Raw genomic sequence first — 23,516 nt, 5'->3', positions numbered from 1 at the left:
ACTACCACTGCCGGGGAAACGGCATATCGCGATAGGTTTTTCCGGTCGCCTTATGCAGGGCACTGGCTATCGCCGGTGCGACCACCGCAGTGGAAACCTCGCCGCATCCCTGTGGCTCACGCGAACTGTCGAGCACCACGACTTCCACCTTGGGCATCTCGGCAATAGTTATCAGCGGATAACTATCAAAATTCCCCTCTACTACGCCACCCCGCTCAAAATGCAATTCACTTTTCAAACAGGTGGTCAGGGCAAAACCAATGCCGCCCTCAACGTTAGCGCGAACCAAATTAGGGTTAATCACCTTACCGCAGTCAATACCACACACCGCGCGGATCAATTGCAGTTGCCCTTGATTAATCCTCAGTTCGACCACCAGGCACACGTAAGTGGTAAAAGCGTTGTTTCGACCTAGCCAGATATTACAAGACATGCCGCGATAGGTTCCCGTCGGCAGATCCTGCTGCCAACCCGCCGCCGTCGCAGTGGCGTCCAGCACCCGCCGTGCTTCAGGGCTACCCTGCAGCAATTTTCGTCGATACTGATATTCATCTATGTTGGCTTTATAGCTCAGTTCGCTGATGAAGCTTTCCATGAAAAACAGGCTGGCCACGCTTCCCACACCGCGCAAATAACTCAGTGATACCGGCTGCTCGACAATACCGGCCTCCACTTTCAGGTTAGGGATCTGATACGGCGTGCTATAGACACACTCCACCATGCTTTCATCCCAGCCGCCCGCCTCATGCACCGTTTCGCGCCGCATCTGCCAGAACAGCGACTGGCCGGCATAACGCGCCCACAAAGCCTGCGGATAGCCGTTTTCATCCAGCAGAGCCTGGTAATGACTGATACAACCGGGGCGATAGTATTCATGACGGATGTCTATCTCGCGTGGGTAAATAACCTTAACCGGCCTCCCCACCGCTTTGGAGGCGGCAGTGGCGTGCATCACTGCATCCGGCAGGTATTTACGCCCAAAGCTGCCGCCCAGATAGGTGGTGTTAACCACCACATCGGCAGGCTTCAAGCCAAACATTTTCGCCAAGACACTGCGCACCATGTCCTGCCCCTGGAATGGCCCCCAGGTTTCAATGCGGCCCGCCGTATAATGACTGATGGCATTGCAGGGCTCCATGGTGGCATGTGCCAGATAGGGCGCGCTGTAATGCGCCTGATGCAACCGCGTGCTGCCAACAGCCTGCTGAATCAACGCCGCAGCCTGACCGCGATCTACCGCCTGCGCCAGCTCGCCACCGTCGAGCATGGCCTGATTCTCCGCGGCGATTTTATCGCTGGAAAGCGCCGTCCCCTCCCCCGGCTGATACTCAACCTCCAGCAAATCCGCCGCTTTCTTGGCCTGCCAGTAGCTTTCAGCCACCACGATCACCGTATTCAGGGACATATCATGGTCCAGGCCAACCATGTTATTCATTGACCACTGCCGGGTCAGCACCAGATCGATAACCCCCGGAATACCGCGTATCTGCTGTTCGTTACGTATGGCGATAATTTTTCCACTGAGATCCGGTACCATCCAGGGGACGCCGACCAACATTCCCGGCAACTCAATATCGATGCCGTAAATTGCACTGCCGTCGACCTTCTCCGGCGTATCAACCCGTAACAACGGCTTGCCGATAATGCCCTGTTTTTCCTGCTCCTGGTTCTTCAATGTCGGAGTGGGATTCAGCGGCAGCTCCGCCGCATAATGCAGCAGATCGCCATAGGCTACCCGCCGCTGGCCAACATCATCCACTACCCAGCTTTTTTCCGTACGGCACTGCTCCGGCCGTAAAGCCAGATGTTTGGCACCGGCATGCAGGAAAAAATCTCTGGCCTGCGCGCCCGCCAGCCGGGTGCGTTGGTAAAACTTGGTCATTGAGGTTGAGGCCGCGACAAACTGCGCAAAAGACTCTCCCCCTGCAACCTGACGGTAGGCATCACGACCGGTGACAAACTTCACCGTCACCTGCGCCCAATCTGCATCCATTTCTGCCGCCACAACCTCCGCCAGACCGGTGTATATCCCCTGACCAACCTCGCACTGCGACACGCCGATGACGATTTGGCCGTTGCGATCGATCCAAATCCAATCGTTCAACTCATATTGGCTGTCTGGTGGCGTGGTATTTTGAGAAACCACTGCCGCGATACTGCGTAGCGATATCGGCAGGAGCAGAGCACCAACGGCCAGTGCGCCCCCTTTGACCAAGGTACGTCGGCTGATCGTCATGGTTATTTCTCCCCATTACTGACGCGATGTACCGCCGAACGAATACGATGGTAGGTGGCGCAACGGCACAGGTTGGTCAGGCCATCATCGATCTGACGATCGCTGGGATGTGGATTTGCCGCCAGCAGCGCGCTGACCGCCATGATCATGCCGGATTGACAGTAACCGCACTGCGGCACATCTTCGGCAATCCAGGCTTGCTGCACCGGATGGCTGCGATCGGCGGACAATCCTTCAATGGTGGTCACCTTGCGATTCACAACCAACTGCAGCGGGTAGCAGCAAGAACGCACCGCCTGACCGTCGACATGGACCGTGCAGGCACCACAGGCACCGATACCGCAGCCAAACTTGGTGCCGGTCAGCTTAAAATGCTCGCGGATCACCCACAGCAGCGGCGTATCCGGCTCACCGTCAAACTCGACCTCACGGCCGTTCAGATTGAACTTCATACCACCCTCTCTTAGGTTGCGGAGCGAAAAATATCAGCGTGTGCGGCGGCGACGCGCCTGAATCAGCCAGCCCAGAGCCAGCAATACCAACAACAGCCCGCCCCAGAGCAGATAAGGCAACAGCCAGATCAACAGGGGTATCTCTCCACCCGCCCGCAGTTGCGCCACCTGTGCCGGTGTCACCCTGACGGCAGGGTTGCCAAACTGCTGCAACACATAATTACCCAACTCAGCGACCTGTCGATCGTCAAGGCTGTCGGCGAAGCCCGGCATCCAGGTCTGTATATTTTCGCCCTGCCGCTTGACCCCATGCAGAATGACCATCACCAGGTTATTGGCCTGTTCACTGCCGACGGTAGAGTTATGGCGCAAAGCGGGAAAGTGCCCGTCGTAAGCACCTTTGGCGTCAAGACGATGACAACTGGCGCAAGAGATGGCATACAGCGCAGCGCCTGAAGCGCTATCCACTCCACCGCCCTGATACTGATAGGCAGCTTTGGTAGCGCGAACAGTGGTTATCGGCGGGGTTTGTTTTAGCCAATCCGCGATGGCGGTAAGATCGTCATCGCTCAGGAACCTCAGGCTATGCTCCACCGCTTCCGCCATACCACCCGCCGCCTGCGCTTTGTCATTACGTCCGGTGCGCAGGTATTGCACCAGTTCCGTTTGGCTCCACCCGCCGATGCCACTGACGGGATCCGAGGTAATATTCGGTGCTATCCAGCCGCCAACCTCAGCGCCAGCCAGGTAGCGGTCGCCCCGCTCCGCCATCATCCAGTTGCGCGGACTGTGGCAGGCGGAACAGTGTCCCAACACGTCGACCAGATAACGACCGCGCTCATTCGCTCCCGCAGCATGGGTGGGCGTATTCTTCAGGAATAGCCAGTTCCAGCCGAGGATCGCGTAGCGCCAGGAGAAGGGAAAATCCAGTTGAGTGGCTGGCACCGCACGTTCAACCGGAGTGACTCCGACCATAAAATAGCGGTACAAGGCGTGTAGATCGGCATCGCTCAGCCCCTGATAAGCGCTATAGGGCATCGCGGGATACAGCGGTTGACCATCACGGCGAATGCCCTGAGTCAATGCGCGTCGAAAATCCTGTTCGTTATAATTGCCAATCCCGGTCTCTTTGGCCGGTGTGATATTGCTGGCGATGATTTTTCCCATCGGTGAAGCAATCGCATAACCACCGACATAGGGCGCATCGTGTTCAGCACTGCCGCGATGGCAGGCAGCACAGTCGGCGGCAACGGCCAGATATTTGCCCCGGGCGATAATCTGTGGATCCTCAGCGCCGGCAAATGCCGAGACGGCAAAAATGCCCAGTGCAAATGCACACAGCCCCAGCACGACTTGCCGGCGGCCGATCACGATCCGCCGTCCGGGTTAATCTCGTTTGCCTGCTCGCTCGCCAGCAATGCGAACTCCTCCGGCAACAGGTTTTCCTGATCGAGCATGGCGATTGCGTTATGTTTAATGCCAAACAACACGCGGTAAAACGCCTCCAGATCGCTGGTGGAAACCCCTTTGAGCAGCAATTGGCGTGCCTGTTGGCTGGAGTGATCCAACTGCTCCAGCATCTCCTGCCCGGCCGCGGTCATTCTCACCCCTTTGGCGCGTTTGTCCTCCGTCAGTGCAATGCGCGCAATTAACTGATTCTTTTCCAGAAATAACAGCGCGCGGGACATGGTTGAGACCTCGGCATTCAGGTGCAGCGAGATGTCTTTCAGGGTACAACCGTCACCGAGATCGGCGATGGCGCTCAGCGCCAGCCAATGCGGGCGTGTCAGATTGGTCATTTTCACCGACTGATCCATGGCGGTACGCCACAGGCGGTTGGTGACGTCCAGATGAATCCCCAGCGCAGCAGGAAGTTTACGCGGTTTTGACATGCTTGATGGCCTCTGGAAATTTATTTGCTTGTGCAAGCAAATAATAGATCGAACTCACCGGCAGGATCAAGCCGGTGACAGAGATTTAATTAAAGTGATTTAAATACATGATGATAGTGGTGTTCTGGCTGAGTTTATAAGGACAAAAAGCCCTGCTGCCGCAGTATCTCCTGCCCCTGTTCCGCCAGAATAAACCCGGCTAAAGGCTGCGCTCGCGCATCCAGCAGGCACAGGCTGTAATCGGCTTCAATCGCCAACGGTGGCGGTAACTGCCGCACCGCCAGTTTAGGGAATTCCGCCAAGGCTGTGCCATAGCTGGCATACCCGAGGAAGATATCCGCCTGTCCGCTGTTAAGCAAATACTCCGCCGCCAGTCGATGCGGCGGCAACGGTGCGGAGTCGGGCCCACCGACCAATGCCAAAGCCCGCTGCTGCAAGGCGACGCCCTGCCCCGGTGCCAACAGCTCAATACGCTCGAACAACTGCTGCGCATAGTCGCCAGAAGGATCAGCGCCCGGCGTTGATGTCGCCACCCGCCAACGCGAGTCCAGCAACACCTCCAGCAATGGCCGTTCGGTTAAGCCGGCAATATTACGCACAGTGGCGCACAGCCGGTTGCGAGCAAAAGGCTCAACCCGTGACGACAGTTGCAAACTTACCAATCGCTGCGGGTGCGCCAGGTTGGCCGAGGCGAAAATATGCGGGCGCTCCCCGGCTTCAATTCGCTGGCGCAGCAGACCCGCCGGGCCAAATACCGCCTCCACCGCCTCACCGGTTTGTGCCTGAAAGGCAGCCAACAAGGGACCGAATGCGCCACGCAGGCTACCGGCGGCGAACAACAAGATATTACTCACTTTCACGCTCCCGTTGGCTGCGGTACAGGGGAACCAGCGTTTCAAACTGACGCCCGTCGATCTGCAAGGCTACCCGTTCAATCGCCAAATCAAACAGCGGCGACAGGCTCTCGGCCGTCAGCACCTCAGCGCAGGAGCCCAGCTGATGCTGTCCTGCCGCCCCCAGCAACAGGGCGCGATCGGCCACCGCATGTGCATGATTGGGCTGATGGGTAGAAAACATCACCGCCATCTGTCGTTCCCGTGCCAAATGTGAGATCAGGCTCAGCACCCGGTCCTGATGGTGCAAATCCAACGCCGAGGTCGGCTCGTCCAGCATCAACACCTCACAGCTCATCGCCAACGCACGGGCTATCAATACCAGTTGCCGCTGCCCGCCGGACAGGCTGCCAAATTCGCGATCGGCAAAGCCCAGCATATCCAGCGACTGTAGCGCCTCTTTCGCCAGTCGGTGATCCTGCGCCGAGGGGGAGCGGAACAAACCCACGTAACGCGCGCGCCCCATCAGCACGATATCCAACACCCGATAAGCAAAGGGGGCAGCGAACTGCTGCGGGACAAAACCTATGCCGTTACCCCGTTCCACCGCGCCTTGCTGCAATGGTAAGGTACCGAGCAGCAGTTGCATCAGGGTGCTTTTACCGCGTCCGTTGGGGCCGAGCACCGCCAGCACCTCACCGCGCCGTAACTGTAAATTCAATTGATGAAACAGTGGTTTCTGGCCGGGCCAGCTAAAACCCAGCCCCTTCACCCGCAACAATGTCTCAGCCATGCCAGCCTCTCAGTTGCGCGCGGCGCAACAGCAACGCAAACAGCGGCGCACCAATCAGCGCCGTCAGGATGCCCAATGGAATTTCGCTGCTGCTTAAGGTGCGTGCCAAATCGTCAATCAACACCATATACAGCGCACCCAGACACATTGAGGCAGGCAACAGACGACGATGATCCGGGCCGACCAGCAGGCGGGCAACGTGGGGGATCACCAGCCCTACCCAACCGATGCTGCCGCTCACCGCCACCTGTGCAGCGACGATGGCGGCACACAGCGTCAGGATCAGCCAGCGGGTCCCTTCGACATTGATGCCCAGCGCGGCGGCATCCTCATCCCCCAGCGACAACAGATTAATACGCCAGCGTAATGCCAGCAGCAGCCCGCCGCCCAACAGCAGTGGCAAGAACAGCATCAACAGTTTGTTATCGTCGGCGGTAGCAAAGCTGCCCAGCAGCCAGAACACGATGCTCGGCAGCTTTTCTTCGGTATCGGCCAGATATTGCAGCAGGCTGACGCAGGCGGAGAAAAAACCGCTGAGGATCACCCCGGCCAGCACCAGTGACAGAATATTGCGTCGGGCAATGGCGCTGGTGATGGCGAAAATCAGCAGTAACGCCGCCATGCCGAACACAAAGGCAGACAGCAGCAGCGCCGCCATTGGCAGGCTGAGCAAAATGGCCAGCGTACCGCCAAAAGCCGCACCGGAGGAGACACCGATAATGTGCGGATCCACCAGCGGGTTGCGAAATACCCCCTGTAGCGCCGCACCACATAAGGCCAGTGCCGCCCCGGCACCCATCGCCAGCAACACCCGGGGTACACGCACCCCGAGGATCACCTGACGTTGGATCTCATCAATACCGCCGTGCGGGCCAGTCAAGGGCTCCAGCAGGATTAGCAGGCTGTGGGCCGCCGACACCGGATAGCGACCGATGCCCAACGATAACAACGCACAAAGCAACGTCAGCAGGATCAGCCAGCCCAGCCTCATTGCCCACTCTGACAGCAGCTACTGCGGTAATACTGCCGGTAGTAGGCGTCCACCCGCTGTTGCAGATTAACGTCGCTGAAACGCTGCGGATAAAGCTTTTTCGCCATCCACAGTTCGCCCAGCGCCAGCGCTTCCGGCATCGGGTAGCCCCAGGCCTTGGCGTATTCCGGCATCAGATAGACCCGTTTATTTTTCACCGCATCAATCCCCTGCCACTGCGGCGAGCTGAGGATTTGCATCACCACCTCGGGATAGCGTTCCTGCACGAAGATCACCGCCGGGTTCCACTTCAGCACGTCCTCAATCGACACCTGTTTAAAACCGTTAATGTCCTTCGCCGCCACGTTGAGAGCCCCGGCGTGCTGCATCATCAGGCCGGTGTATTTGCCCGAACCGTAAGTGGTTAAGTCCGGGTTGGCCATATAGACCCGTACTCGCTGGTCCTCCGGCAGGTCGCGCAGCCGGTCTGCCACCAGCGTCCGCTGCTGAAATACGTCCTGGATCAGCGCCTCGGCCTGTGGCTGGTGGCCCATGACCGTGCCGATCAAGCGAATGCCATCCTGCAGGCCCAGGTTATAGGCCTGATCTTCATCTTTCAGCTGCGGGTTCATTTTTCCGGCCTGATCCGCCGACTCACGACGCAGTGAAATCGCCACCACCGGAATACCGGCCCGTTCAATCTGGGTAATCATTTCCGGTGGTGCATAGTTGGCAACGAACACCACCTGCGGATGCAATCGGAGCAGGCTTTCGATGTTCACCGAGGTGAGATCGCCCGGCATCGGCATGTTTGCCAGCCCAGGTGCCAAGCGCAGATAATTCGGCCCCAGTTGCTTCTTCCAACTGCTGAGCACCCCAACCACCTGTGGCAGAGCGTCGAGTTGCACCAGCAGGTTCAGCGTCTGATGTTGCAGCACCACGGCGCGGGTGATGGTATCGGGTAGCCTGACCTGTCTGTTGAGTTGGTCAGTAACCTGGCGATCTGCCTGCGCAGCGCAAGAGAACAGAATAAAAAGCAACAGTAGGCGCGGGAAGCGTTTGAACATGAGGGGGATTCCGGTTGATTATCGTTATATATAAAATGATATAGCGATAGCCATGGCGAAACAATCAGCGGGATCAACGATTGAGAAAATAGCCGGGGAATTAAACAAAACAGGTGGGTGTTAAACATCAACAAAACCCTCTCCCACCGCAGCGAGAGAGGGCCAGGAGTGATTACTTCAACGTAAAGCTCTGTGCCTGTACCTCGTCGGAATCCAGGCCGACAAATACATTAAACTTGCCCGGTTCCGCGCCCCATTTCAGGCTGGCGTTATAGAACTTGAGATCCTCTTCGGTGATCGGCAACTCCACCTTCTGCGCCTGACCGGCTTTCAGCATTACCTTTTTGAAGTTACGCAGCTCTTTCACCGGGCGGCTGACCGAAGCCGTCACGTCCTGCAGATATAACTGCACCACGGTGGCGCCATCATATTTACCGGTGTTTTTCAGCGTGACGCTGGCGGTGATTTTGCCGTTGCGCGCCATCGTCGGGCTGGAGAGTTTCAGATCCGACAGGCTAAAGCGGGTATAGCTCAGACCGTAGCCAAAGGGATACAGCGGGCCGTTCGGTGAGTCAAAGTAACGGGAGGTGTACTTGCCCGGGTTTTCCTTGCCGAATGGACGGCCGGTATTCAGATGGTTGTAGTACATCGGGATCTGCCCGACCGAGCGTGGGAAGGTCATCGGCAATTTGCCCGACGGGTTGTAGTCCCCGAATAACACGTCGGCCACCGCATGGCCACCCTCGGTGCCGCTGTACCAGGTTTCCAGCATCGCATCCGCCTGCTGGCTTTCCCAGCTCAGCGCCAGCGGTCGGCCGTTCATCAGCACCAGCACCAGCGGTTTACCGGTGGCCTTCAACGCCGCGATCAGATCACGCTGGCTTTGCGGAATGGTAATGTCGGCACGGCTTGAAGCTTCGTGCGCCATCCCCTGTGATTCACCCACCACCGCCACCACCACATCGGCTTTCTTCGCCGCCTGCACCGCCTCGTCAATCATCTGCTGTGGCGGGCGGGTATCAAACACCACCGCCGGCTCATACTCGTTCAGATAGTCGATAATGCTCTTGTCCTGAGTGACGTTGGCCCCCTTGGCATAGAGGATCTTCGCCTTGTCGCCCACCGCCTGCTCCAGCCCCTGACGGAGAGTCACTGACTGTTTGATCACCCCGGCCGCCGACCAACTGCCCATCACGTCACGCTGACTGTCGGCCATCGGCCCGACCAGCGCTATGGTGCTCTGCTTGCTCAACGGCAGCGTCTGCTTGTCATTCTTCAGCAACACCAAGGTTTTACGCGCAATCACGCGCGCTTCAGCACGGTGCAAACGGCTTTCGGCATTGGTGTCCTGCGGATCGGAGCCGACCGGGCCAAGGTGGGTATAAGGGTCTTTGAACAGGCCCATATCATATTTGGTGTTCAGCACGTCGCGGCAGGCGCGATCGATGTCGCTTTCCGATACCAGCCCGTCTTTGACCAGCCCCGGCAGGTATTGGTCGTAATACTCGTCGCTCATGCTCATGTCGACGCCGGAAGTGATTGCCAGCCGCACCGCATCGCGCGCGTCTGCAGCCACGCCGTGTTTGATCAGCTCTTTAATCGCGCCGTGGTCACTGATAGTGATGCCCTTGAAGCCCCACTGATCGCGCAGCAGGTCTTTCAACAGCCACGGGTTGGCGGTAGCCGGAATGCCGTTTATCGAGTTGAGCGACACCATCACCCCGCCGCTGCCGGCGTCCACCGCCGCCTTATACGGTGGCAGGTAGTCCTGGTACATTCTTAGCGGGCTCATATCGACGGTGTTGTAATCGCGGCCGCCTTCGGTGGCCCCGTACAGTGCGAAGTGCTTCACGCTGGCCATGATGGAACCGGGTTTGGACGGGTCACCGTTTTGGTAGGCATCCACCATCACTTTGGCAATTTTGGACACCAGCCAGGTATCTTCCCCGAAACCTTCCGAGACCCGGCCCCAGCGCGGATCGCGAGTGATATCAACCATCGGCGAGAACGTCATGTTCAGGCCGTCGTCGCTGGCTTCCTGCGCCGATACCCGGCCGCTGAGCGCGATGGCTTCGAGGTCAAAACTGGCCGCAAGCCCCAGGCTGATTGGGAACACGGTGCGTTGACCGTGCACCACATCGTAGGCGAAGAATAACGGGATTTTCAGGCGGCTGAGCTGCATGGCCTGATCCTGCATGGCGCGGATATCCGGCCGGGTAACGGTATTGAAGATGGCGCCAATCTGCCCCTTGCTGATGCCGTCGCGGATCGCCTCTTTCGGATTATCCGGCCCGACGCTGATTAGGCGCAACTGGCCAATTTTTTCGGCCAGCGTCATCTGTTTCATCAGGTTGGTTACGAAGGCATCGCGCTGCTGGGCATTAACGCCCTGGATCACGGCGCTTTCCTGCGCAAAAACCGGGCTGATAGCCAGACCGGACAACATACTCACCACACAAAGCCATTTCATATTATTTGATCTCAGGCATGTTCCCGCCGCAGGCGGCGACGGAGATGATTTATCAACGTGAAAAGGCAGTGTGCCATACTCCTTTTCAGCGCAGAAATAATTTGTAATGTTAAAAGTTACAAGCTGTTAGCGAAGGCCGATCGATAGTTTTGCAGCCTGGCGCGGCTTTGTTCCGCTTCATCACTGAGGAAATTGACCAGTTCGGTTAATGCCTGCGGCACCACCGCCCGTTCAGGATAGACCAAATAGTAAGCCGCACCGCTGACCACGCTGAGCGGGAACGGTGTGACCACACGCCGCGCCTGAATATCTTCTTCCAGCAGGCACAGATCGCCGATGGCAATACCAAAGCCTTGCAGCGCGGCGCTCATCGCCAGATCGAGCGTATCGAAATGCTGCGCCTTGCCGGATGGCAATGCCTCGAACCCCGCCGCCTTCAGCCACAGCAACCAGTCGCGGCGATCGCGCGTGGGATGCAACAGGGTTTTCTCCGCCAGATCGGCTGGCGTGGGTGGGCGTGACAAATCGGGCAAATAAGATGGCGTGCAGACCGGCGTCAGGATTTCATCGAACAGATGATGAACCCGCAATTTTTTGGCCTGTGGCTGGCCGAACACCACCGCGGCATCAAAATGTTCTGCGCCAAAATCCAGCCCGTGCGATACCGAAGCGGTTAGCTCAATATGCATTTCCGGCCGTTCATTTTGCAGCCGGATAATACGCGGCAGCACCCAACGCATGGCACAGGTCGGGCATTTGATGCGCAAGGTACCCGGCTGCGCCCCGACCCGCGCCAGTGCCTCATCCAACTGTCCGAGCGCCTGCTGCACCGGAGCCAGCAGCATCGCGCCCTGTGGAGTCAGCGTCAGGCCGCGCGCCCGGCGGCTAAACAAAGGGTAGCCCAGATGCTGCTCCAGCCCGAGGATCTGTCGGCTGACCGCGCCCTGCGTCAGGTGCAGGCTCTGGGCGGCATGGGTGAAATTAAGCCGTTGCGCCACCACCACAAAGGTTTTCAACACGTCTAGGGAAGGTAAGGACATTGACATAACGGCCTCTCAAGCCATGATTTGGATGCATGGCGAGTATGACAAACTTTCCCTTGTTGGCCTACCCTCAGTGATGCTTAATCAAACCATACTTCCCCTGTTTCCCCTGGAGCCACTCATGCAGAGCGCCTGCTCACACCGCTCGAAGTTGCCGGACGTCGGCACCACGATTTTCACCGTTATCGGCCAGCTCAGCGCCGAACATCAGGCCCTGAATCTGTCGCAGGGGGCACCGAACTTCGCCTGTGAACCTCAATTGGTTGAAGCGGTGGCGCAAGCCATGCGCGCAGGTCATAACCAATACGCACCGATGAGCGGCGTGGCGGCATTACGTACCGCGCTGGCAGACAAATTTGAACGATTGTATGGCGCGCGCTATGACGCCGACGAAGAAATCACGGTCATTGCCAGCGCCAGCGAAGGATTGTATTCCGCCATCAGCGCGCTGGTGCATCCGGGCGATGAGGTGATTTATTTCGAACCGGCGTTCGACAGCTATGCGCCGATCGTACGCTTGCAAGGCGCAACACCGGTAGCGATCAAACTGTCGCTACAGGACCTGCATATTGACTGGGACGAAGTCGCCGCCGCCATCAACAGCAAAACGCGGATGATCATCGTTAACAGCCCGCACAACCCGACCGGCAGCATATTCGGCGAACATGATATTGAACGCCTGACCGCCCTGACGCGCAATACCGATATCGTCATTCTGTCCGACGAGGTCTACGAACACGTGGTGTTCGACGGTGATATTCACCACAGCATGGCACGCCACCCTCAGTTGGCTGAACGCAGCGTGATCGTTTCGTCGTTTGGCAAAACCTACCACGTGACCGGCTGGCGCGTCGGTTACTGCATGGCACCGGCGGCGCTGATGGACGAAATCCGCAAGGTGCACCAGTTTATGGTGTTTTCCGCCGATACGCCGATGCAGTACGCCTTCGCCGAAGCGCTGGGCAACCCGCAAAGTTATCTGGGACTGGCGGCCTTCTATCAGCAGAAACGTGATTTATTGGCGAGCGCGCTGCAGGATTCACGCTTTGAATTACTGCCCAGCCGTGGCAGTTTCTTTATGCTGGCCCGCTTTAGCGGTTTCAGCAGCGAAAGTGACAATGACTTTGCGGTGCGTCTGATCCGTGAGGCCAAGGTCGCGACTATCCCGCTGTCGGCGTTTTACAGCGACGGCACTGATACCGGCATCATCCGACTGAGTTTTTCAAAAGATAATGAGACCCTGCTGGAAGGCGCTCGCCGCCTGTGTCAGGTATAACGCATTCATTTTTTTGCTTTGACCATGGGAAAAAGGCTCCGACTATGAAATCACTGAAAACGTGGATCGCCGCAGGCTGCCTGCTGGCCGCCGGTTCCACGCTGGCGGCGGAAAATACCCTGCGCTTCGGCCTGGAAGCGCTGTATCCCCCATTCGAATCCAAATCCGCCAGCGGTAAGCTGGAAGGCTTTGATATCGATCTGGGCAACGCGGTGTGTGCCGCCGCCCAGTTAAAATGCAGTTGGGTCGAGACTTCGTTCGACAGCCTGATCCCGGCGCTGAAGGCCCGTAAGTTCGACGCCATCAACTCGGCGATGAACGTCACCGACCAGCGTCGCCAGGCAATCGACTTTACCGATTCAATCTATCAGGTGCCAAACCGCCTGATCGCCAAGGCTGACAGCGGCCTGCTGCCAAACGCCACCTCATTGGCGGGCAAGCACGTCGGCGTACTGCAGGGTTCGATTCAGGAAACTTACGCCAAGGCCCACTGGGCACCTCAGGGGGTGGACGTGGTGTCCTATCAGGATCAGAACCAGGCTTATCTCGACCTGACGGCCGGGCGTCTCGACGCGACGCTGGTCATGGCACCGTCGGGCCAAAGCGGTTTTCTGGCGCATCCGGACGGTAAGGGCTTCGCCTTTGTCGGCGATGCAGTCAGCGACGACAAGATCCTCGGTGAGGGCATTGCCTTCGGCCTGCGTAAGGGTGATGACGCCCTGAAGAAAAAGCTGAATGAGGCGATCGTCAAAGTGAAACAGCAAGGCACCGTGAGTGAGCTGGCGAAGAAGTATTTTGGCGATATTGATGTGACAGTGAAGTAAGAAATCAGCTTCAAAAAAGAGCTGAGTGGTTAACTCAGCTCTTGATTAAGTTCCCGCCATTTCCCTATGGACGACGAGTCAGTTGCTTGATGACAACGATAATTTGCAAACAGACAAGAACTGTCTGTAACGTCAATAGAACCAGACTTGCAGTTATCACTTTACACACTCCTTGTGACGGAGGGTGCGCACTTCACCGTAATTGCTCTTGGGTAGCCCCTTACGGTGAGTACCCGTTGGATGACAAGTACATGCAGCACACCTTTGGGTGGGAGCAAACCGGACAGCACCACCCGTATCCAGTTGGGACCAATGGAAATCGTTTGTGATTCACCACCCGTCTTGCACTACTCCGACACACCTGTCATCGTCATTGATTATAAAGCAGGTTGCACAATTTGTAATCAAACAAAACACCGGGTACACTGAAAAGCGGATGACAAGTACATGCAGTACTGCTCTCTTTCAGAGCCGAAAATAGAAGAACCAGGCCACCAACCTGGTTCTTTTTTTATGCCCGTTTACCGATCAAACACCGAGCTGTTCAGCGCACGGTCCTGCTGATGACGCTCCAGCGCCAGTTCAATCAGGCGGGTGATCAGTTGGCTGTAGCTGACGCCACTGGCGGCCCACAGTTTGGGATACATGCTGATATTGGTGAAACCCGGCAGCGTGTTGATTTCGTTGATTACCACGTTGTTGTCTGGCGTCAGGAACACGTCGACACGCGCCAGACCGAAACACTCGAGCGCCCGGAATGCTTTCAGCGCTACATCGCGGATTTTATCACTCACTTCCGGCGTAATCGCCGCTGGCACTATCACCTGAGCACCCTGCTCATTGATGTATTTGGTGTCGTAGGAATAGAAGGCGTCGCTCAGTACGATTTCGCCACACAGGCTGGCCTGAGGTTCATCGTTACCCAATACCGCGCACTCGATCTCACGGCCGACAATCGCCGATTCCACCAGCACTTTATGATCGAAGCTGAACGCCAGCGCCACCGCAGCCTCATAGCCGGCGCGATCCTGCACCTTGCTGACCCCCACCGAAGACCCCTGGTTAGCCGGTTTCACAAACAGCGGCAGACCCAGGCGTTCACTGAGTTGTTCAAAACTGTATTTAGCGCGGTTGTTGCGCGTCAGCGTCACAAAAGGCGCCACCGCCAACCCGGCATCACGCAACAGGCGTTTGGTGACGTCTTTGTCCATGCTAACCGCTGAACCCAGCACGCCGGCACCGACAAACGGCAGGTTGGCCATCCGCAACAGTCCCTGCAACGAACCGTCTTCCCCCAGCGTGCCATGCACAATGGGGAACACCACATCGAGCTGGCCCAGCGCACCGGCGTTGCCTGACTCGATCAGTTGCTGCTTTTCCTGGCCGGGGATCAGCGCCACATTTTTATTTGAGCGGTTCAAGGCAATCAGCGCCGGGTTTTCCGCATTCAGCAGGTAATTGGACGCATCGTTAATGTGCCATTGCCCCTGCTTGTCGATCCCCAGCAGCGTGACGTCAAACTTGTCTTTGTCGATTGCATCCACAATGTTTTTTGCCGACTGCAGCGAAACCTCATGCTCCGCCGATTTGCCGCCAAAGATCACCCCAACACGTAATTTGCTCACGCCCTAAATCCTTCTGAAAAATCAGTGCAAAAAAGTCGTTTATCACAATAAACGCATTGCCCGACGGCGGCAATCCTTGTGATCCGGAATCTTCCTATGCCACAGAAAGCAAAATTCGCACCATCCAAACCATATACACTTCGTATATAAATCGCTTATGGAGCAGCCTATGGGCATAGTAAAAATTTCAGACGCGCTGCATGACGATCTGCGCCTCGCCAGTTTGACGATGACGCGCTCGATCAACGCGCAGGCGGAATACTGGATCAAAATCGGCATGTTGGCGGAGTTCCATCCGGAACTGACCTACCCGCAACTGGTAAAAAAAATGATGAAAGATAATGCACTGACCTTGAAGGAGATTATCGGGTGAAAGAGATTGTGATCAAAACGTCGGAAGAGATTGCCAAAATGCGTCACTCTGGCGCCCTGCTGGCGCAGGTGTTTGCTATGCTCGATAAGGTGATTGTCGAGGGCATCTCCACCATGGAGATCAACGACCGCGCCGAGGCCTTTATCGTCAATGAGCTGAAATCGCGCCCGGCCAGCAAAGGGCAGTACGATTTTCCTTATGTGCTCAATACGTCGATTGACGACGTGATCTGCCACGGCATTCCGTCGGTCAGCAAAATTCTGCGTTCCGGCATGATCGTTAACGTCGACATCACGCTGGAAAACGACGGCTACATCGCCGACTCCAGCAAGATGTACTGCATCGGCCAGACCACACCGCTGGCCAAGCGGTTGGTGAATAACGTGTATGAATCGCTGTGGCAAGGCATCCGGGTGGTTAAGCCAGGGGCGACGCTGGGCGACATCGGCCATGCGATTCAGCAGCACGCCGAACAGGCCGGCTACAGCATCGTGCGTGAATACTGCGGTCACGGCATCGGCCGGGATATGCACGAAGAGCCGGCGGTACTGCACTTTGGCCAGCCGGGTACCGGCATGGTGCTGCAGGAAGGCATGGTGTTTACCATCGAACCCATGATTAACCAGGGCGACCACCGGATTAAGCAAAAGAAAGACGGTTGGACGGTGGTGACCCGCGACAAAAAGCTGTCTGCCCAATGGGAGCACACCGTAGCAGTCACCGCCGACGGCGTGGAAATCCTGACGCTGCGTGAAGAAGAGCGCCAGGCCGGTTACGCAGATCGCTACTAAGTTAATAAGCTATTAGGCTGGCAAGTTAATAAACCATTAAATGATTACCCTACCAATTTCAGGTTGCCGCCAACAACGCGCGGCTTGAAAGACGACGGGTACCACAGGGAGATCGGCATGACGCAGTCCACCAGCGCGACCCACCAGGCGTTTCTCAATCAGCTCAAAAGTATCGTCGGCGGCCCGCAGTTGCTGACCGGCGAACGTAGCACCGAACGTTATCGCAAAGGCTTCCGCTCTGGGGTTGGTCAGGCGCTGGCAGTGGTGTTCCCGACGCGCCTGTTGCAACTGTGGCAACTGCTGGAGGCCTGCGTCGCCGCCGACAAAATTGTCATCATGCAGGCGGCGAACACCGGTCTGACCGAGGGTTCAACGCCCAGCGGCAATGACTACGACCGTGATGTCGTCATTATCAGCACCCTGCGGCTCGATCACGTGCAGGTGCTGGACAACGGCAAACAGGTGGTCGGTTTCCCAGGCAGTACCCTCAATCAGTTGGAAAAACTCCTGAAGCCCTATGGGCGCGAGCCACACTCTGTAATCGGTTCCTCCTGCATCGGCGCTTCGGTGATCGGTGGCGTGTGCAACAACTCCGGCGGCTCGCTGGTCAAACGCGGGCCGGCCTATACCGAAATGGCGCTGTACGCCCAGTTGGGTGAAGACGGCCAACTGCGGCTGGTGAACCATTTGGGGATTAAACTTGGCGATACGCCGGAGGAGATCCTCACCCGATTGGAAAAAGGTGACTACCGCCCGGAAGATGTCGAGCACGGCGAGCTGCGTGCTTCCGACAACGAATATGCCAGCCGGGTGCGCGACGTCGATGCCGATACTCCATCCCGATTCAATGCCGATAAACGCCGTCTGTTCGAAGCCTCCGGCTGTGCCGGCAAGCTGGCGGTATTTGCCGTGCGGCTGGACACCTTTGAGAAAGAAGGTAAAGAGCAGGTGTTTTATATCGGCACCAACAACACCGCCGTCTTAACCGAACTGCGTCGTCATATGCTCAGCCAATTCGACAACCTGCCGGTGGCCGGCGAGTACATGCACCGGGATATTTTTGATATCGCCGAAGTGTACGGCAAAGATACCTTTATGATGATCGACAAACTGGGCACCGATCAGATGCCCAGTTTCTTCACCCTGAAAGGCCGCATGGACGCCAGCCTCAACAAGCTGCCGCTGCTGCCGCACAACCTGACCGATCGGCTGATGCAGGGGCTTAGCCATCTGGCCCCCAGCCACCTGCCGAAACGGATGAAAGAGTACCGCGAACGTTTTGAACATCACCTGCTGCTGAAAATGGCCGGTCCGGGCGTTGAAGAAGCGCAGCAGTACCTGAACCAGTACTTTGCCCAGGCCGATGGCGAGTTCTTCGCCTGCACCCCGGACGAAGGCAAAAAAGCCTTCCTGCACCGTTTTGCCGCCGCCGGTGCTGCCGTGCGTTACCATGCGGTGCATGCCGATAAAGTTGAAGATATTCTGGCGCTGGATATCGCGCTGCGCCGCAACGACACCGACTGGTTCGAAACCCTGCCGCCGGAAATCGATAGCCAACTGGTGCACAAGCTGTATTACGGCCACTTTATGTGCCACGTGTTCCATCAGGATTATGTGGTGAAAAAAGGCGTCGACAGCCATGCGCTGAAAGAGAAAATGCTGGCGATCCTCGACCAGCGCGGCGCGGAGTACCCGGCGGAACATAACGTCGGCCACCTCTACCCGGCCAAGCCCGATCTACAGGCGTTCTACCGCTCTGCCGACCCGACCAACAGCTTTAACCCGGGCCTGGGCAAAACCAGCAAGCGCAAACACTGGGCCGACAATAACCAGTAATGTTATTTCTTTCAGCCAGTGCCCCCGTCATTCGGGGGCCAGGCCACTGGCCGGATACTTTGTTAGTTTTATGTTGCACAGCCCACTGGATTTCACTATCTTGGAATAGTTAATCACTCCCTGCGTTCAGGAATATCAATGACTCAGTTTGCGCACATGAAAGATCCTGCGAACACGTGCCTTCCGGCCGTCGTTCTGCTGTGCGCATCCTCTGCCCCACCCGCCGTTTTCTCTGTCGTCTCTGCGGTTGCTGCTTACCCGCCACGCTCTGTGGTTGTGCGCTAAGCCAAACCGAATTCTCACCTCCAGCTTTAATTGATTTACGTTCAGGCGAAGACCGCCGTGCGTACTGGAGTTTGTTACTTTCACGACAGGTGAAAACCAAATGCGATTTATTTCCCAATGGGCCAACGCCGGCCTGGCAACGCTATTCGTCCTGCTCTGGAGCAGCGGCGCTATTTTCTCTCGCTGGGGACTGGAGCATGCCTCCGCCTTTGCCTTTTTGTTCTTCCGTTGTGCTATCGCGCTGGCGCTGCTATTGGCGATCGGCCTGTGGCAACGGCAATGCCTGCCCGTGCCCGGCACCCGCCGCCGCGTGGCGCTGATCGGGCTGCTGATGATCGGCAGTTACCAGATATGTTATCTGCTGGCGCTGGAACAAGGCATTACTCCCGGCGTATTGGCGACGCTGCTTGGCGTTCAGCCGATCCTCACTCAGTTCATTACCGAACGCCGCTGTTCCGGGCTGCGCGGCCTTGGGCTGCTGCTGGCGATGGCCGGGTTAACGCTGGTGGTGTATCAAAGCCTGATGATTGCGCATTTTTCGCTGCTCGGCATGCTGTGTGCCTTTGTCGCGCTGGGTTGCATGACCGCCGGTACGCTGCTGCAAAAAGGCCTGGCCCAAGCGCCGCTGGCCGTGTTGCCGTTGCAGTATGCCGTCGGGTTGCTGATGTGTACGCTGGTGTTACCCTTTGAACCGCTGCGGGTCGATTGGAGTGCGGCATTTATCGTACCGCTGCTGTGGATGGCGGTGGTGATTTCGGTGTTGGCGACCTTTTTGCTGTACCGACTGATCCAACGCGGCAATCTGGTGCAGGTCACCAGCCTGTTTTACCTGATCCCGGCGGTAACCGCCCTGCTCGACTACCTGCTGCTCGGCCACGCGCTGGCTGCCGTTAGCATGCTGGGAATGGCGGCGATTCTGCTTGGCGTGATGCTGGTATTTCGCCAATCCTGAATAGCAAAAGCCCCTCACGCCAGACCGGCGTGAGGGGCTTTATCAAAACAGATTTCAGAACAACCAGGAACCATACCCCCACAGCAGTACCGTGACCCCAAGCAGCAGCTCAAGCAACAGGATACCGATGGCAAAGGTGGAGCTGGAGAAGATAAACCCTTCCTTACTGTCGATATTCAGGAAGTGCGGGATGCCCAGATTCAGCAGATAGCCCGAATAGCACAGGCCAATCACGCCAACAAACAGACACAGCCACACGACGGGATAAAGCGCCACAATACCGCTGAGGAACATCGGGGTTGCGATATAACCGGCAAACACCATGCAGCGATGCAGACTAGGGCGCACTTCATAACGCCTTGCCATCCAGTGGATCACTTTCCCCATAATGGCTACACCCGCCAGCATCAACAGGTAAAAAGCGACCGCGGTATAGGATGCGGTGAACATATCGAGCCGGATAGCCTGTCCTTCGCCGGAGAGCCAGCCCAGTTGGGTGGTGCCGATAAAGGCACAGACTACCGGGATCAACGCCAGCAACAGCACATGGTGGGTGTAAAGGTGCGAGACGCTTTCGTTCTCGCTTTTAATGTGTTCGAACTCGGTGCTTGGATGCGCCAGAAGTCCCCAAACATGACTAACCATGAGACACCTCCTTCATCGCCGTAGGTCGCGATCGGCGAACGAATTTACCCCTCTGACGGATTGCTAACCGTACGAGGATTGCGGCCACGGGGCTCTCTCCCCTGTACTAATTATAGTCTTTCGCTGAAAAAGCGTTCGGAAAGCACAGACGTGGCGACAGTTTGTTTTATAATTCCCCCCTGCGTCACTGCCGTGAGGAATGTCATGTCATCCGCCATTCGTGTTCTTCAGGCCGGTATTGTCGATGTCGACGCCGGTCAAAATGTCACCGTCGTTCAGCCCTGTAATCTGTATGGCTGTAGACTTGGCGATGGGGTATTTGTCGGTCCCTTTGTCGAGATCCAGAAAAACGTCAGCATTGGCGCCCGCAGCAAAATCCAGTCGCACAGTTTCATCTGTGAATATGTCACTATTGGCACGGATTGCTTTATCGGCCACAACGTCACCTTCGCCAACGATCTGTTTAAAGATGGCGCCCCCAATGCCGACTCAACGAGCTGGGGTCGTACGCAGATTGGCGATCACGTTTCCATCGGCTCCGGTGCCACGGTTCTGTCGGTGAACATCTGCAGTGGTGCGGTGATCGGTGCCGGTGCGGTGGTCACCAAAAATATCACCCGTAAAGGGATCTATGCCGGGAACCCGGCGCGTTTGCTGAGGGAGCTTGCCCCATGAGCCAGGCGATCCAGATTGCCCCGGTCACCCGTTTACCCGACGGCTACCTGACCGGCTGTGACTTTAGCTTTCATATCGCCCACTACGCCCAGCCGGTGTTCGACGCGCCGATCGACAACTGGCCGCTGCTGCCGGTTACCCCCTTTCGCAAGAACTACCCGCTGGCCCCGTTCGTCAATGACGAAAGCGAAACCTTTCTGGCCCGCCATCGCGGCGAGCCGGTTGGCCACATCACGCTGAGCAATAACTGGAACGGTTACGCGCTGATTGAGGAAATTGTGGTCAGCGCTCACGTACGCCGTTTGGGTGTCGCCACCGCACTGCTGGAAACTGCGCGGCAATGGGCGCAACGTCAGGAAACCGCCGGGTTGATGCTGGAAACGCAGAATACCAATCTGCCCGCCTGCCGCTGCTACCAAAGCTTTGGGTTTATCCTCGGCGGCATCGACCACCTGTTGTATCGCGCCCAGCCGGACATCGCCGATCACGAGATCGCCCTGTTCTGGTACCTGCCGTTTAACAGTGAAATCGGTTATTAAGCGTTAGCCAAACGTTGAGGCTATGTTTAACTATTAACCACCCTGGCCATGGTGAGAACTGTTATCATTTGTATGATAACGTGCCGAAACCATTGGAGGGTAAAATGTACAAGGTTGTTTCATTGATATTGGCTATTGCGCTTAGCGGCTGTACCGATAAAATTCAGGTTGGGCAAACGCCTGAACCCATCACTACCCCACCAGCAGATCTCAAGGCCAGCATGGATAACCACACGTTAAACAAACTCAATCAGCTTCTCGCCCTGCGCGCCGCCGCGCCGACAGAGCAGCAGCAGGATAGCGGTCGCATGATCGATCTGCTGTCCCGGCCCTTCCTCGGTACGCCCTACGTTGCCAATATGCTGGTTGGCTCACAGGATACGCCGGAAAAACTGGTGATCGACTTCCGCGGCCTGGACTGTTTTACCTATATTGATTATGTCGATGCCCTGCGCCAGGCAGAGAACCAGGCAGATTTTGTCCAGCGACTGATTAACATCCGCTACGCCAACGGCGATATCAACTTCCAGCATCGCAAACATTTCTTCAGCGATTGGTCGCATCAGGCAAAAACCAACGCAACGGACATCACCGCCACGCTTAGCCCACACACCGTAACGTTGGTGAAAAACCTGAACCAAAAAGCGGATGGCAGCAGCTATCTGCCGGGTCTGAAAAACGTTCAGCGCAGCATTACCTATCTGCCCAGCGATTTTATCGACGACAAGGTGCTGGCCCAGTTGCACACCGGCGATTACATCGGCATTTACACCCATCTGCCAGGGCTGGACGTCACCCATACCGGCATCTATATGATGACCGAAAACGGCCCGGTGCTGCGTAACGCCTCTTCGCGCAAAGAAAATATGCAGGTGGTGGACTCGCCCTTTATGGATTACGTGCAGGCCACGCCGGGCATCGTGGTACTGCGCGCAAAATAAAAGTGCGCGATAAAACTTCCTGTTATTAGCTAGAAGCCTTTGTGCTGAGCAAGCATTTGACTTCCCCACAGGTTCAGGCTTAGCTAACAGCACAAAACCAACTGATTTAATTGTTTTTTTCAGGGAGAAGTCGATGACTCAAAGCTGGCGTTTCACCCCTCTGCTGGCGGCTTTCGCCGCCGTACTGGCGCTGCAAGGCTGTGAGCAAAAAACCGATCAGAATCATATCAAGGTCGGGGTAATCAACGGTGCAGAGCAGGACGTGGCGGAGGTTGCCAAACAGGTAGCGAAACAGAAGTACGGGCTGGAGGTTGAACTGGTTGGTTTCAGTGGTTCGCTGCTGCCCAACGACGCCACCGACAAAGGCGAGCTGGATGCCAACGTCTTCCAGCATCGGCCGTTCCTCGAACAGCAGAATAAAGATCACGGCTACAAGCTGGTCGCGGTGGGCAATACCTTCGTGTTCCCGATGGCTGGCTATTCGAAAAAAATCAAATCGCTGAAAGAGCTGCAGGACGGCGCGGTAATTGCCATCCCGCTGGATCCCACCAACCTCGGCCGTGCGCTGCTGCTGCTGGAAAAAACCGGTCTGATTACGCTCAAACAGGGTAAAGGACTGCTGCCGACTTCGCTGGATATTAGCGCCAACCCGCATAACTACAAGATTATGGAACTGGAGGGAGCGCAGTTGCCGCAGGTGCTGGACGATCCCAAAGTCACCGTGGCCGTCATCAGCACTACCTACATCAACCAGACCGGCCTGACGCCAACCAAAGACGGCATCTTCATCGAAGACAAGAACTCGCCGTACACCAATATCATCGTGACGCGTGAAGACAACAAGGATGCGCCGAACGTACAAAACTTCATCAAGGCCTACGAGTCGGATGAAGTGGCCAAAGCCGCCGAGAAAATCTTTAACGGCGGTGCCGTAAAAGGCTGGTAACTCAGCAGGTTGTTTGCGAGCTCTTGCGTAGGAGCTCGCATTTTTAATCTTC

Annotated in this window: 22 protein-coding genes; 10 read left to right on the top strand and 12 right to left on the bottom strand. The window is 56.8% G+C overall.

The window, feature by feature from the left end; translation table 11 throughout:
- Window position 1: 1 nt before the first annotated feature.
- From BEI65_RS22965 to BEI65_RS22920, 10 genes are all read right to left on the bottom strand, one after another.
- Complete coding sequence (locus BEI65_RS22965; protein ID WP_099065225.1) at window positions 2-2,236, bottom strand: xanthine dehydrogenase family protein molybdopterin-binding subunit; 2,235 nt, start codon at window positions 2,234-2,236, stop codon at window positions 2-4.
- Window positions 2,237-2,238: 2 nt separating this feature from the next.
- Window positions 2,239-2,688, bottom strand: coding sequence for a (2Fe-2S)-binding protein (locus BEI65_RS22960; protein ID WP_099065224.1), 450 nt, complete (start codon window positions 2,686-2,688; stop codon window positions 2,239-2,241).
- 33 nt (window positions 2,689-2,721) lie between these two features.
- Window positions 2,722-4,059, bottom strand: a complete 1,338-nt coding sequence (locus BEI65_RS22955; RefSeq protein WP_232519148.1) for a cytochrome c — start codon at window positions 4,057-4,059, stop codon at window positions 2,722-2,724.
- Complete coding sequence (locus BEI65_RS22950; protein ID WP_099065223.1) at window positions 4,056-4,580, bottom strand: MarR family winged helix-turn-helix transcriptional regulator; 525 nt, start codon at window positions 4,578-4,580, stop codon at window positions 4,056-4,058. Before BEI65_RS22950 ends, BEI65_RS22955 begins: the two co-directional genes overlap by 4 nt.
- 134 nt (window positions 4,581-4,714) lie before the next feature.
- The gene (locus BEI65_RS22945; RefSeq protein ID WP_099065222.1) at window positions 4,715-5,434 is read right to left on the bottom strand and encodes a substrate-binding domain-containing protein; all 720 of its coding nucleotides are present in this window, start codon (window positions 5,432-5,434) and stop codon (window positions 4,715-4,717) included.
- Complete coding sequence (locus BEI65_RS22940) at window positions 5,427-6,206, bottom strand: ABC transporter ATP-binding protein (protein WP_099065221.1); 780 nt, start codon at window positions 6,204-6,206, stop codon at window positions 5,427-5,429. The genes BEI65_RS22945 and BEI65_RS22940 overlap by 8 nt, the downstream gene beginning before the upstream one ends.
- Complete coding sequence (locus BEI65_RS22935) at window positions 6,199-7,197, bottom strand: iron ABC transporter permease (protein WP_099065220.1); 999 nt, start codon at window positions 7,195-7,197, stop codon at window positions 6,199-6,201. The genes BEI65_RS22940 and BEI65_RS22935 overlap by 8 nt, the downstream gene beginning before the upstream one ends.
- Window positions 7,194-8,243, bottom strand: coding sequence for an ABC transporter substrate-binding protein (locus BEI65_RS22930; protein ID WP_099065219.1), 1,050 nt, complete (start codon window positions 8,241-8,243; stop codon window positions 7,194-7,196). Before BEI65_RS22930 ends, BEI65_RS22935 begins: the two co-directional genes overlap by 4 nt.
- A 172-nt stretch (window positions 8,244-8,415) precedes the next feature.
- Entirely contained in the window at window positions 8,416-10,713 is a 2,298-nt protein-coding gene (gene bglX, locus BEI65_RS22925; protein WP_099065218.1) for a beta-glucosidase BglX, read from the bottom strand.
- Window positions 10,714-10,829: 116 nt separating this feature from the next.
- Complete coding sequence (locus BEI65_RS22920) at window positions 10,830-11,759, bottom strand: LysR substrate-binding domain-containing protein (protein WP_099065217.1); 930 nt, start codon at window positions 11,757-11,759, stop codon at window positions 10,830-10,832.
- A 118-nt stretch (window positions 11,760-11,877) separates the two neighbouring features.
- On the opposite strand from BEI65_RS22920, the gene BEI65_RS22915 reads away from it, so the two are divergent.
- Together BEI65_RS22915 and BEI65_RS22910 are read left to right on the top strand one after the other, a co-directional pair.
- Window positions 11,878-13,032 carry a pyridoxal phosphate-dependent aminotransferase gene (locus BEI65_RS22915; RefSeq protein WP_099065216.1) on the top strand — a complete coding sequence of 385 codons (1,155 nt, stop codon included), beginning with the start codon at window positions 11,878-11,880 and terminating at the stop codon, window positions 13,030-13,032.
- Window positions 13,033-13,076: 44 nt separating this feature from the next.
- The gene (locus BEI65_RS22910) at window positions 13,077-13,856 is read left to right on the top strand and encodes an ABC transporter substrate-binding protein (RefSeq protein WP_099065215.1); all 780 of its coding nucleotides are present in this window, start codon (window positions 13,077-13,079) and stop codon (window positions 13,854-13,856) included.
- Between the two features lie 521 nt (window positions 13,857-14,377).
- Here the strand turns inward: BEI65_RS22910 and ddlA are convergent.
- Window positions 14,378-15,481: a D-alanine--D-alanine ligase gene (gene ddlA, locus BEI65_RS22905; protein ID WP_099065214.1), complete on the bottom strand. Its 1,104-nt coding sequence runs from the start codon at window positions 15,479-15,481 to the stop codon at window positions 14,378-14,380.
- Between the two features lie 169 nt (window positions 15,482-15,650).
- Here ddlA and BEI65_RS22900 point away from each other — a divergent pair, with 169 nt between their 5' ends.
- The 4 genes from BEI65_RS22900 to BEI65_RS22885 all read left to right on the top strand — a co-directional run bounded on the left by BEI65_RS22900 (window position 15,651) and on the right by BEI65_RS22885 (window position 19,718).
- Window positions 15,651-15,854 carry a ParD-like family protein gene (locus tag BEI65_RS22900; protein WP_099065213.1) on the top strand — a complete coding sequence of 68 codons (204 nt, stop codon included), beginning with the start codon at window positions 15,651-15,653 and terminating at the stop codon, window positions 15,852-15,854.
- Entirely contained in the window at window positions 15,851-16,645 is a 795-nt protein-coding gene (gene map, locus BEI65_RS22895; RefSeq protein ID WP_099065212.1) for a type I methionyl aminopeptidase, read from the top strand. Before BEI65_RS22900 ends, map begins: the two co-directional genes overlap by 4 nt.
- 117 nt (window positions 16,646-16,762) lie before the next feature.
- Window positions 16,763-18,481 carry a D-lactate dehydrogenase gene (dld, locus tag BEI65_RS22890; protein WP_099065211.1) on the top strand — a complete coding sequence of 573 codons (1,719 nt, stop codon included), beginning with the start codon at window positions 16,763-16,765 and terminating at the stop codon, window positions 18,479-18,481.
- A 385-nt stretch (window positions 18,482-18,866) separates the two neighbouring features.
- Window positions 18,867-19,718: a DMT family transporter gene (locus tag BEI65_RS22885; protein ID WP_099065210.1), complete on the top strand. Its 852-nt coding sequence runs from the start codon at window positions 18,867-18,869 to the stop codon at window positions 19,716-19,718.
- Between the two features lie 54 nt (window positions 19,719-19,772).
- On the opposite strand, the gene BEI65_RS22880 is transcribed toward BEI65_RS22885, so the two are convergent.
- Entirely contained in the window at window positions 19,773-20,363 is a 591-nt protein-coding gene (locus BEI65_RS22880) for a Yip1 family protein (protein WP_099065209.1), read from the bottom strand.
- Window positions 20,364-20,567: 204 nt separating this feature from the next.
- Here BEI65_RS22880 and BEI65_RS22875 point away from each other — a divergent pair, with 204 nt between their 5' ends.
- The 4 genes from BEI65_RS22875 to BEI65_RS22860 all read left to right on the top strand — a co-directional run bounded on the left by BEI65_RS22875 (window position 20,568) and on the right by BEI65_RS22860 (window position 23,464).
- Entirely contained in the window at window positions 20,568-21,038 is a 471-nt protein-coding gene (locus tag BEI65_RS22875; protein ID WP_099065208.1) for an acyltransferase, read from the top strand.
- A complete protein-coding gene (locus BEI65_RS22870; RefSeq protein WP_099065207.1) occupies window positions 21,035-21,577 on the top strand; it encodes a GNAT family N-acetyltransferase in 543 nt (180 codons plus the stop codon). Before BEI65_RS22875 ends, BEI65_RS22870 begins: the two co-directional genes overlap by 4 nt.
- 104 nt (window positions 21,578-21,681) lie before the next feature.
- Window positions 21,682-22,518 carry a DUF1460 domain-containing protein gene (locus BEI65_RS22865; RefSeq protein WP_099065206.1) on the top strand — a complete coding sequence of 279 codons (837 nt, stop codon included), beginning with the start codon at window positions 21,682-21,684 and terminating at the stop codon, window positions 22,516-22,518.
- Between the two features lie 133 nt (window positions 22,519-22,651).
- Window positions 22,652-23,464: a MetQ/NlpA family lipoprotein gene (locus tag BEI65_RS22860; protein ID WP_099065205.1), complete on the top strand. Its 813-nt coding sequence runs from the start codon at window positions 22,652-22,654 to the stop codon at window positions 23,462-23,464.
- Window positions 23,465-23,516 lie beyond the last annotated feature (52 nt).

This window comes from Serratia sp. BW106 (assembly GCF_002607755.1).
GTDB classification, from domain to species: Bacteria; Pseudomonadota; Gammaproteobacteria; order Enterobacterales; family Enterobacteriaceae; genus Serratia; species Serratia proteamaculans.
The sequence above is the reverse complement of the archived record's forward strand: the minus strand, read 5'-3'. Positions and strand labels throughout refer to the sequence as shown.

Bases quoted from the DNA above. Each gene is read 5' to 3' on its own strand.
- BEI65_RS22885 (WP_099065210.1), top strand. From the start codon at position 18,867: ATGCGATTTATTTCCCAATGGGCCAACGCCGGCCTGGCAACGCTATTC.
- BEI65_RS22875 (WP_099065208.1), top strand. From the start codon at position 20,568: ATGTCATCCGCCATTCGTGTTCTTCAGGCCGGTATTGTCGATGTCGAC.
- BEI65_RS22915 (WP_099065216.1), top strand. From the start codon at position 11,878: ATGCAGAGCGCCTGCTCACACCGCTCGAAGTTGCCGGACGTCGGCACC.
- dld (WP_099065211.1), top strand. From the start codon at position 16,763: ATGACGCAGTCCACCAGCGCGACCCACCAGGCGTTTCTCAATCAGCTC.
- BEI65_RS22940 (WP_099065221.1), bottom strand. From the start codon at position 6,206: ATGGCTGAGACATTGTTGCGGGTGAAGGGGCTGGGTTTTAGCTGGCCC.
- BEI65_RS22870 (WP_099065207.1), top strand. From the start codon at position 21,035: ATGAGCCAGGCGATCCAGATTGCCCCGGTCACCCGTTTACCCGACGGC.
- BEI65_RS22910 (WP_099065215.1), top strand. From the start codon at position 13,077: ATGAAATCACTGAAAACGTGGATCGCCGCAGGCTGCCTGCTGGCCGCC.
- BEI65_RS22950 (WP_099065223.1), bottom strand. From the start codon at position 4,580: ATGTCAAAACCGCGTAAACTTCCTGCTGCGCTGGGGATTCATCTGGAC.
- BEI65_RS22935 (WP_099065220.1), bottom strand. From the start codon at position 7,197: ATGAGGCTGGGCTGGCTGATCCTGCTGACGTTGCTTTGTGCGTTGTTA.
- BEI65_RS22880 (WP_099065209.1), bottom strand. From the start codon at position 20,363: ATGGTTAGTCATGTTTGGGGACTTCTGGCGCATCCAAGCACCGAGTTC.
- bglX (WP_099065218.1), bottom strand. From the start codon at position 10,713: ATGAAATGGCTTTGTGTGGTGAGTATGTTGTCCGGTCTGGCTATCAGC.
- BEI65_RS22930 (WP_099065219.1), bottom strand. From the start codon at position 8,243: ATGTTCAAACGCTTCCCGCGCCTACTGTTGCTTTTTATTCTGTTCTCT.
- BEI65_RS22865 (WP_099065206.1), top strand. From the start codon at position 21,682: ATGTACAAGGTTGTTTCATTGATATTGGCTATTGCGCTTAGCGGCTGT.
- BEI65_RS22960 (WP_099065224.1), bottom strand. From the start codon at position 2,688: ATGAAGTTCAATCTGAACGGCCGTGAGGTCGAGTTTGACGGTGAGCCG.
- BEI65_RS22900 (WP_099065213.1), top strand. From the start codon at position 15,651: ATGGGCATAGTAAAAATTTCAGACGCGCTGCATGACGATCTGCGCCTC.
- BEI65_RS22860 (WP_099065205.1), top strand. From the start codon at position 22,652: ATGACTCAAAGCTGGCGTTTCACCCCTCTGCTGGCGGCTTTCGCCGCC.
- BEI65_RS22965 (WP_099065225.1), bottom strand. From the start codon at position 2,236: ATGACGATCAGCCGACGTACCTTGGTCAAAGGGGGCGCACTGGCCGTT.
- BEI65_RS22920 (WP_099065217.1), bottom strand. From the start codon at position 11,759: ATGTCAATGTCCTTACCTTCCCTAGACGTGTTGAAAACCTTTGTGGTG.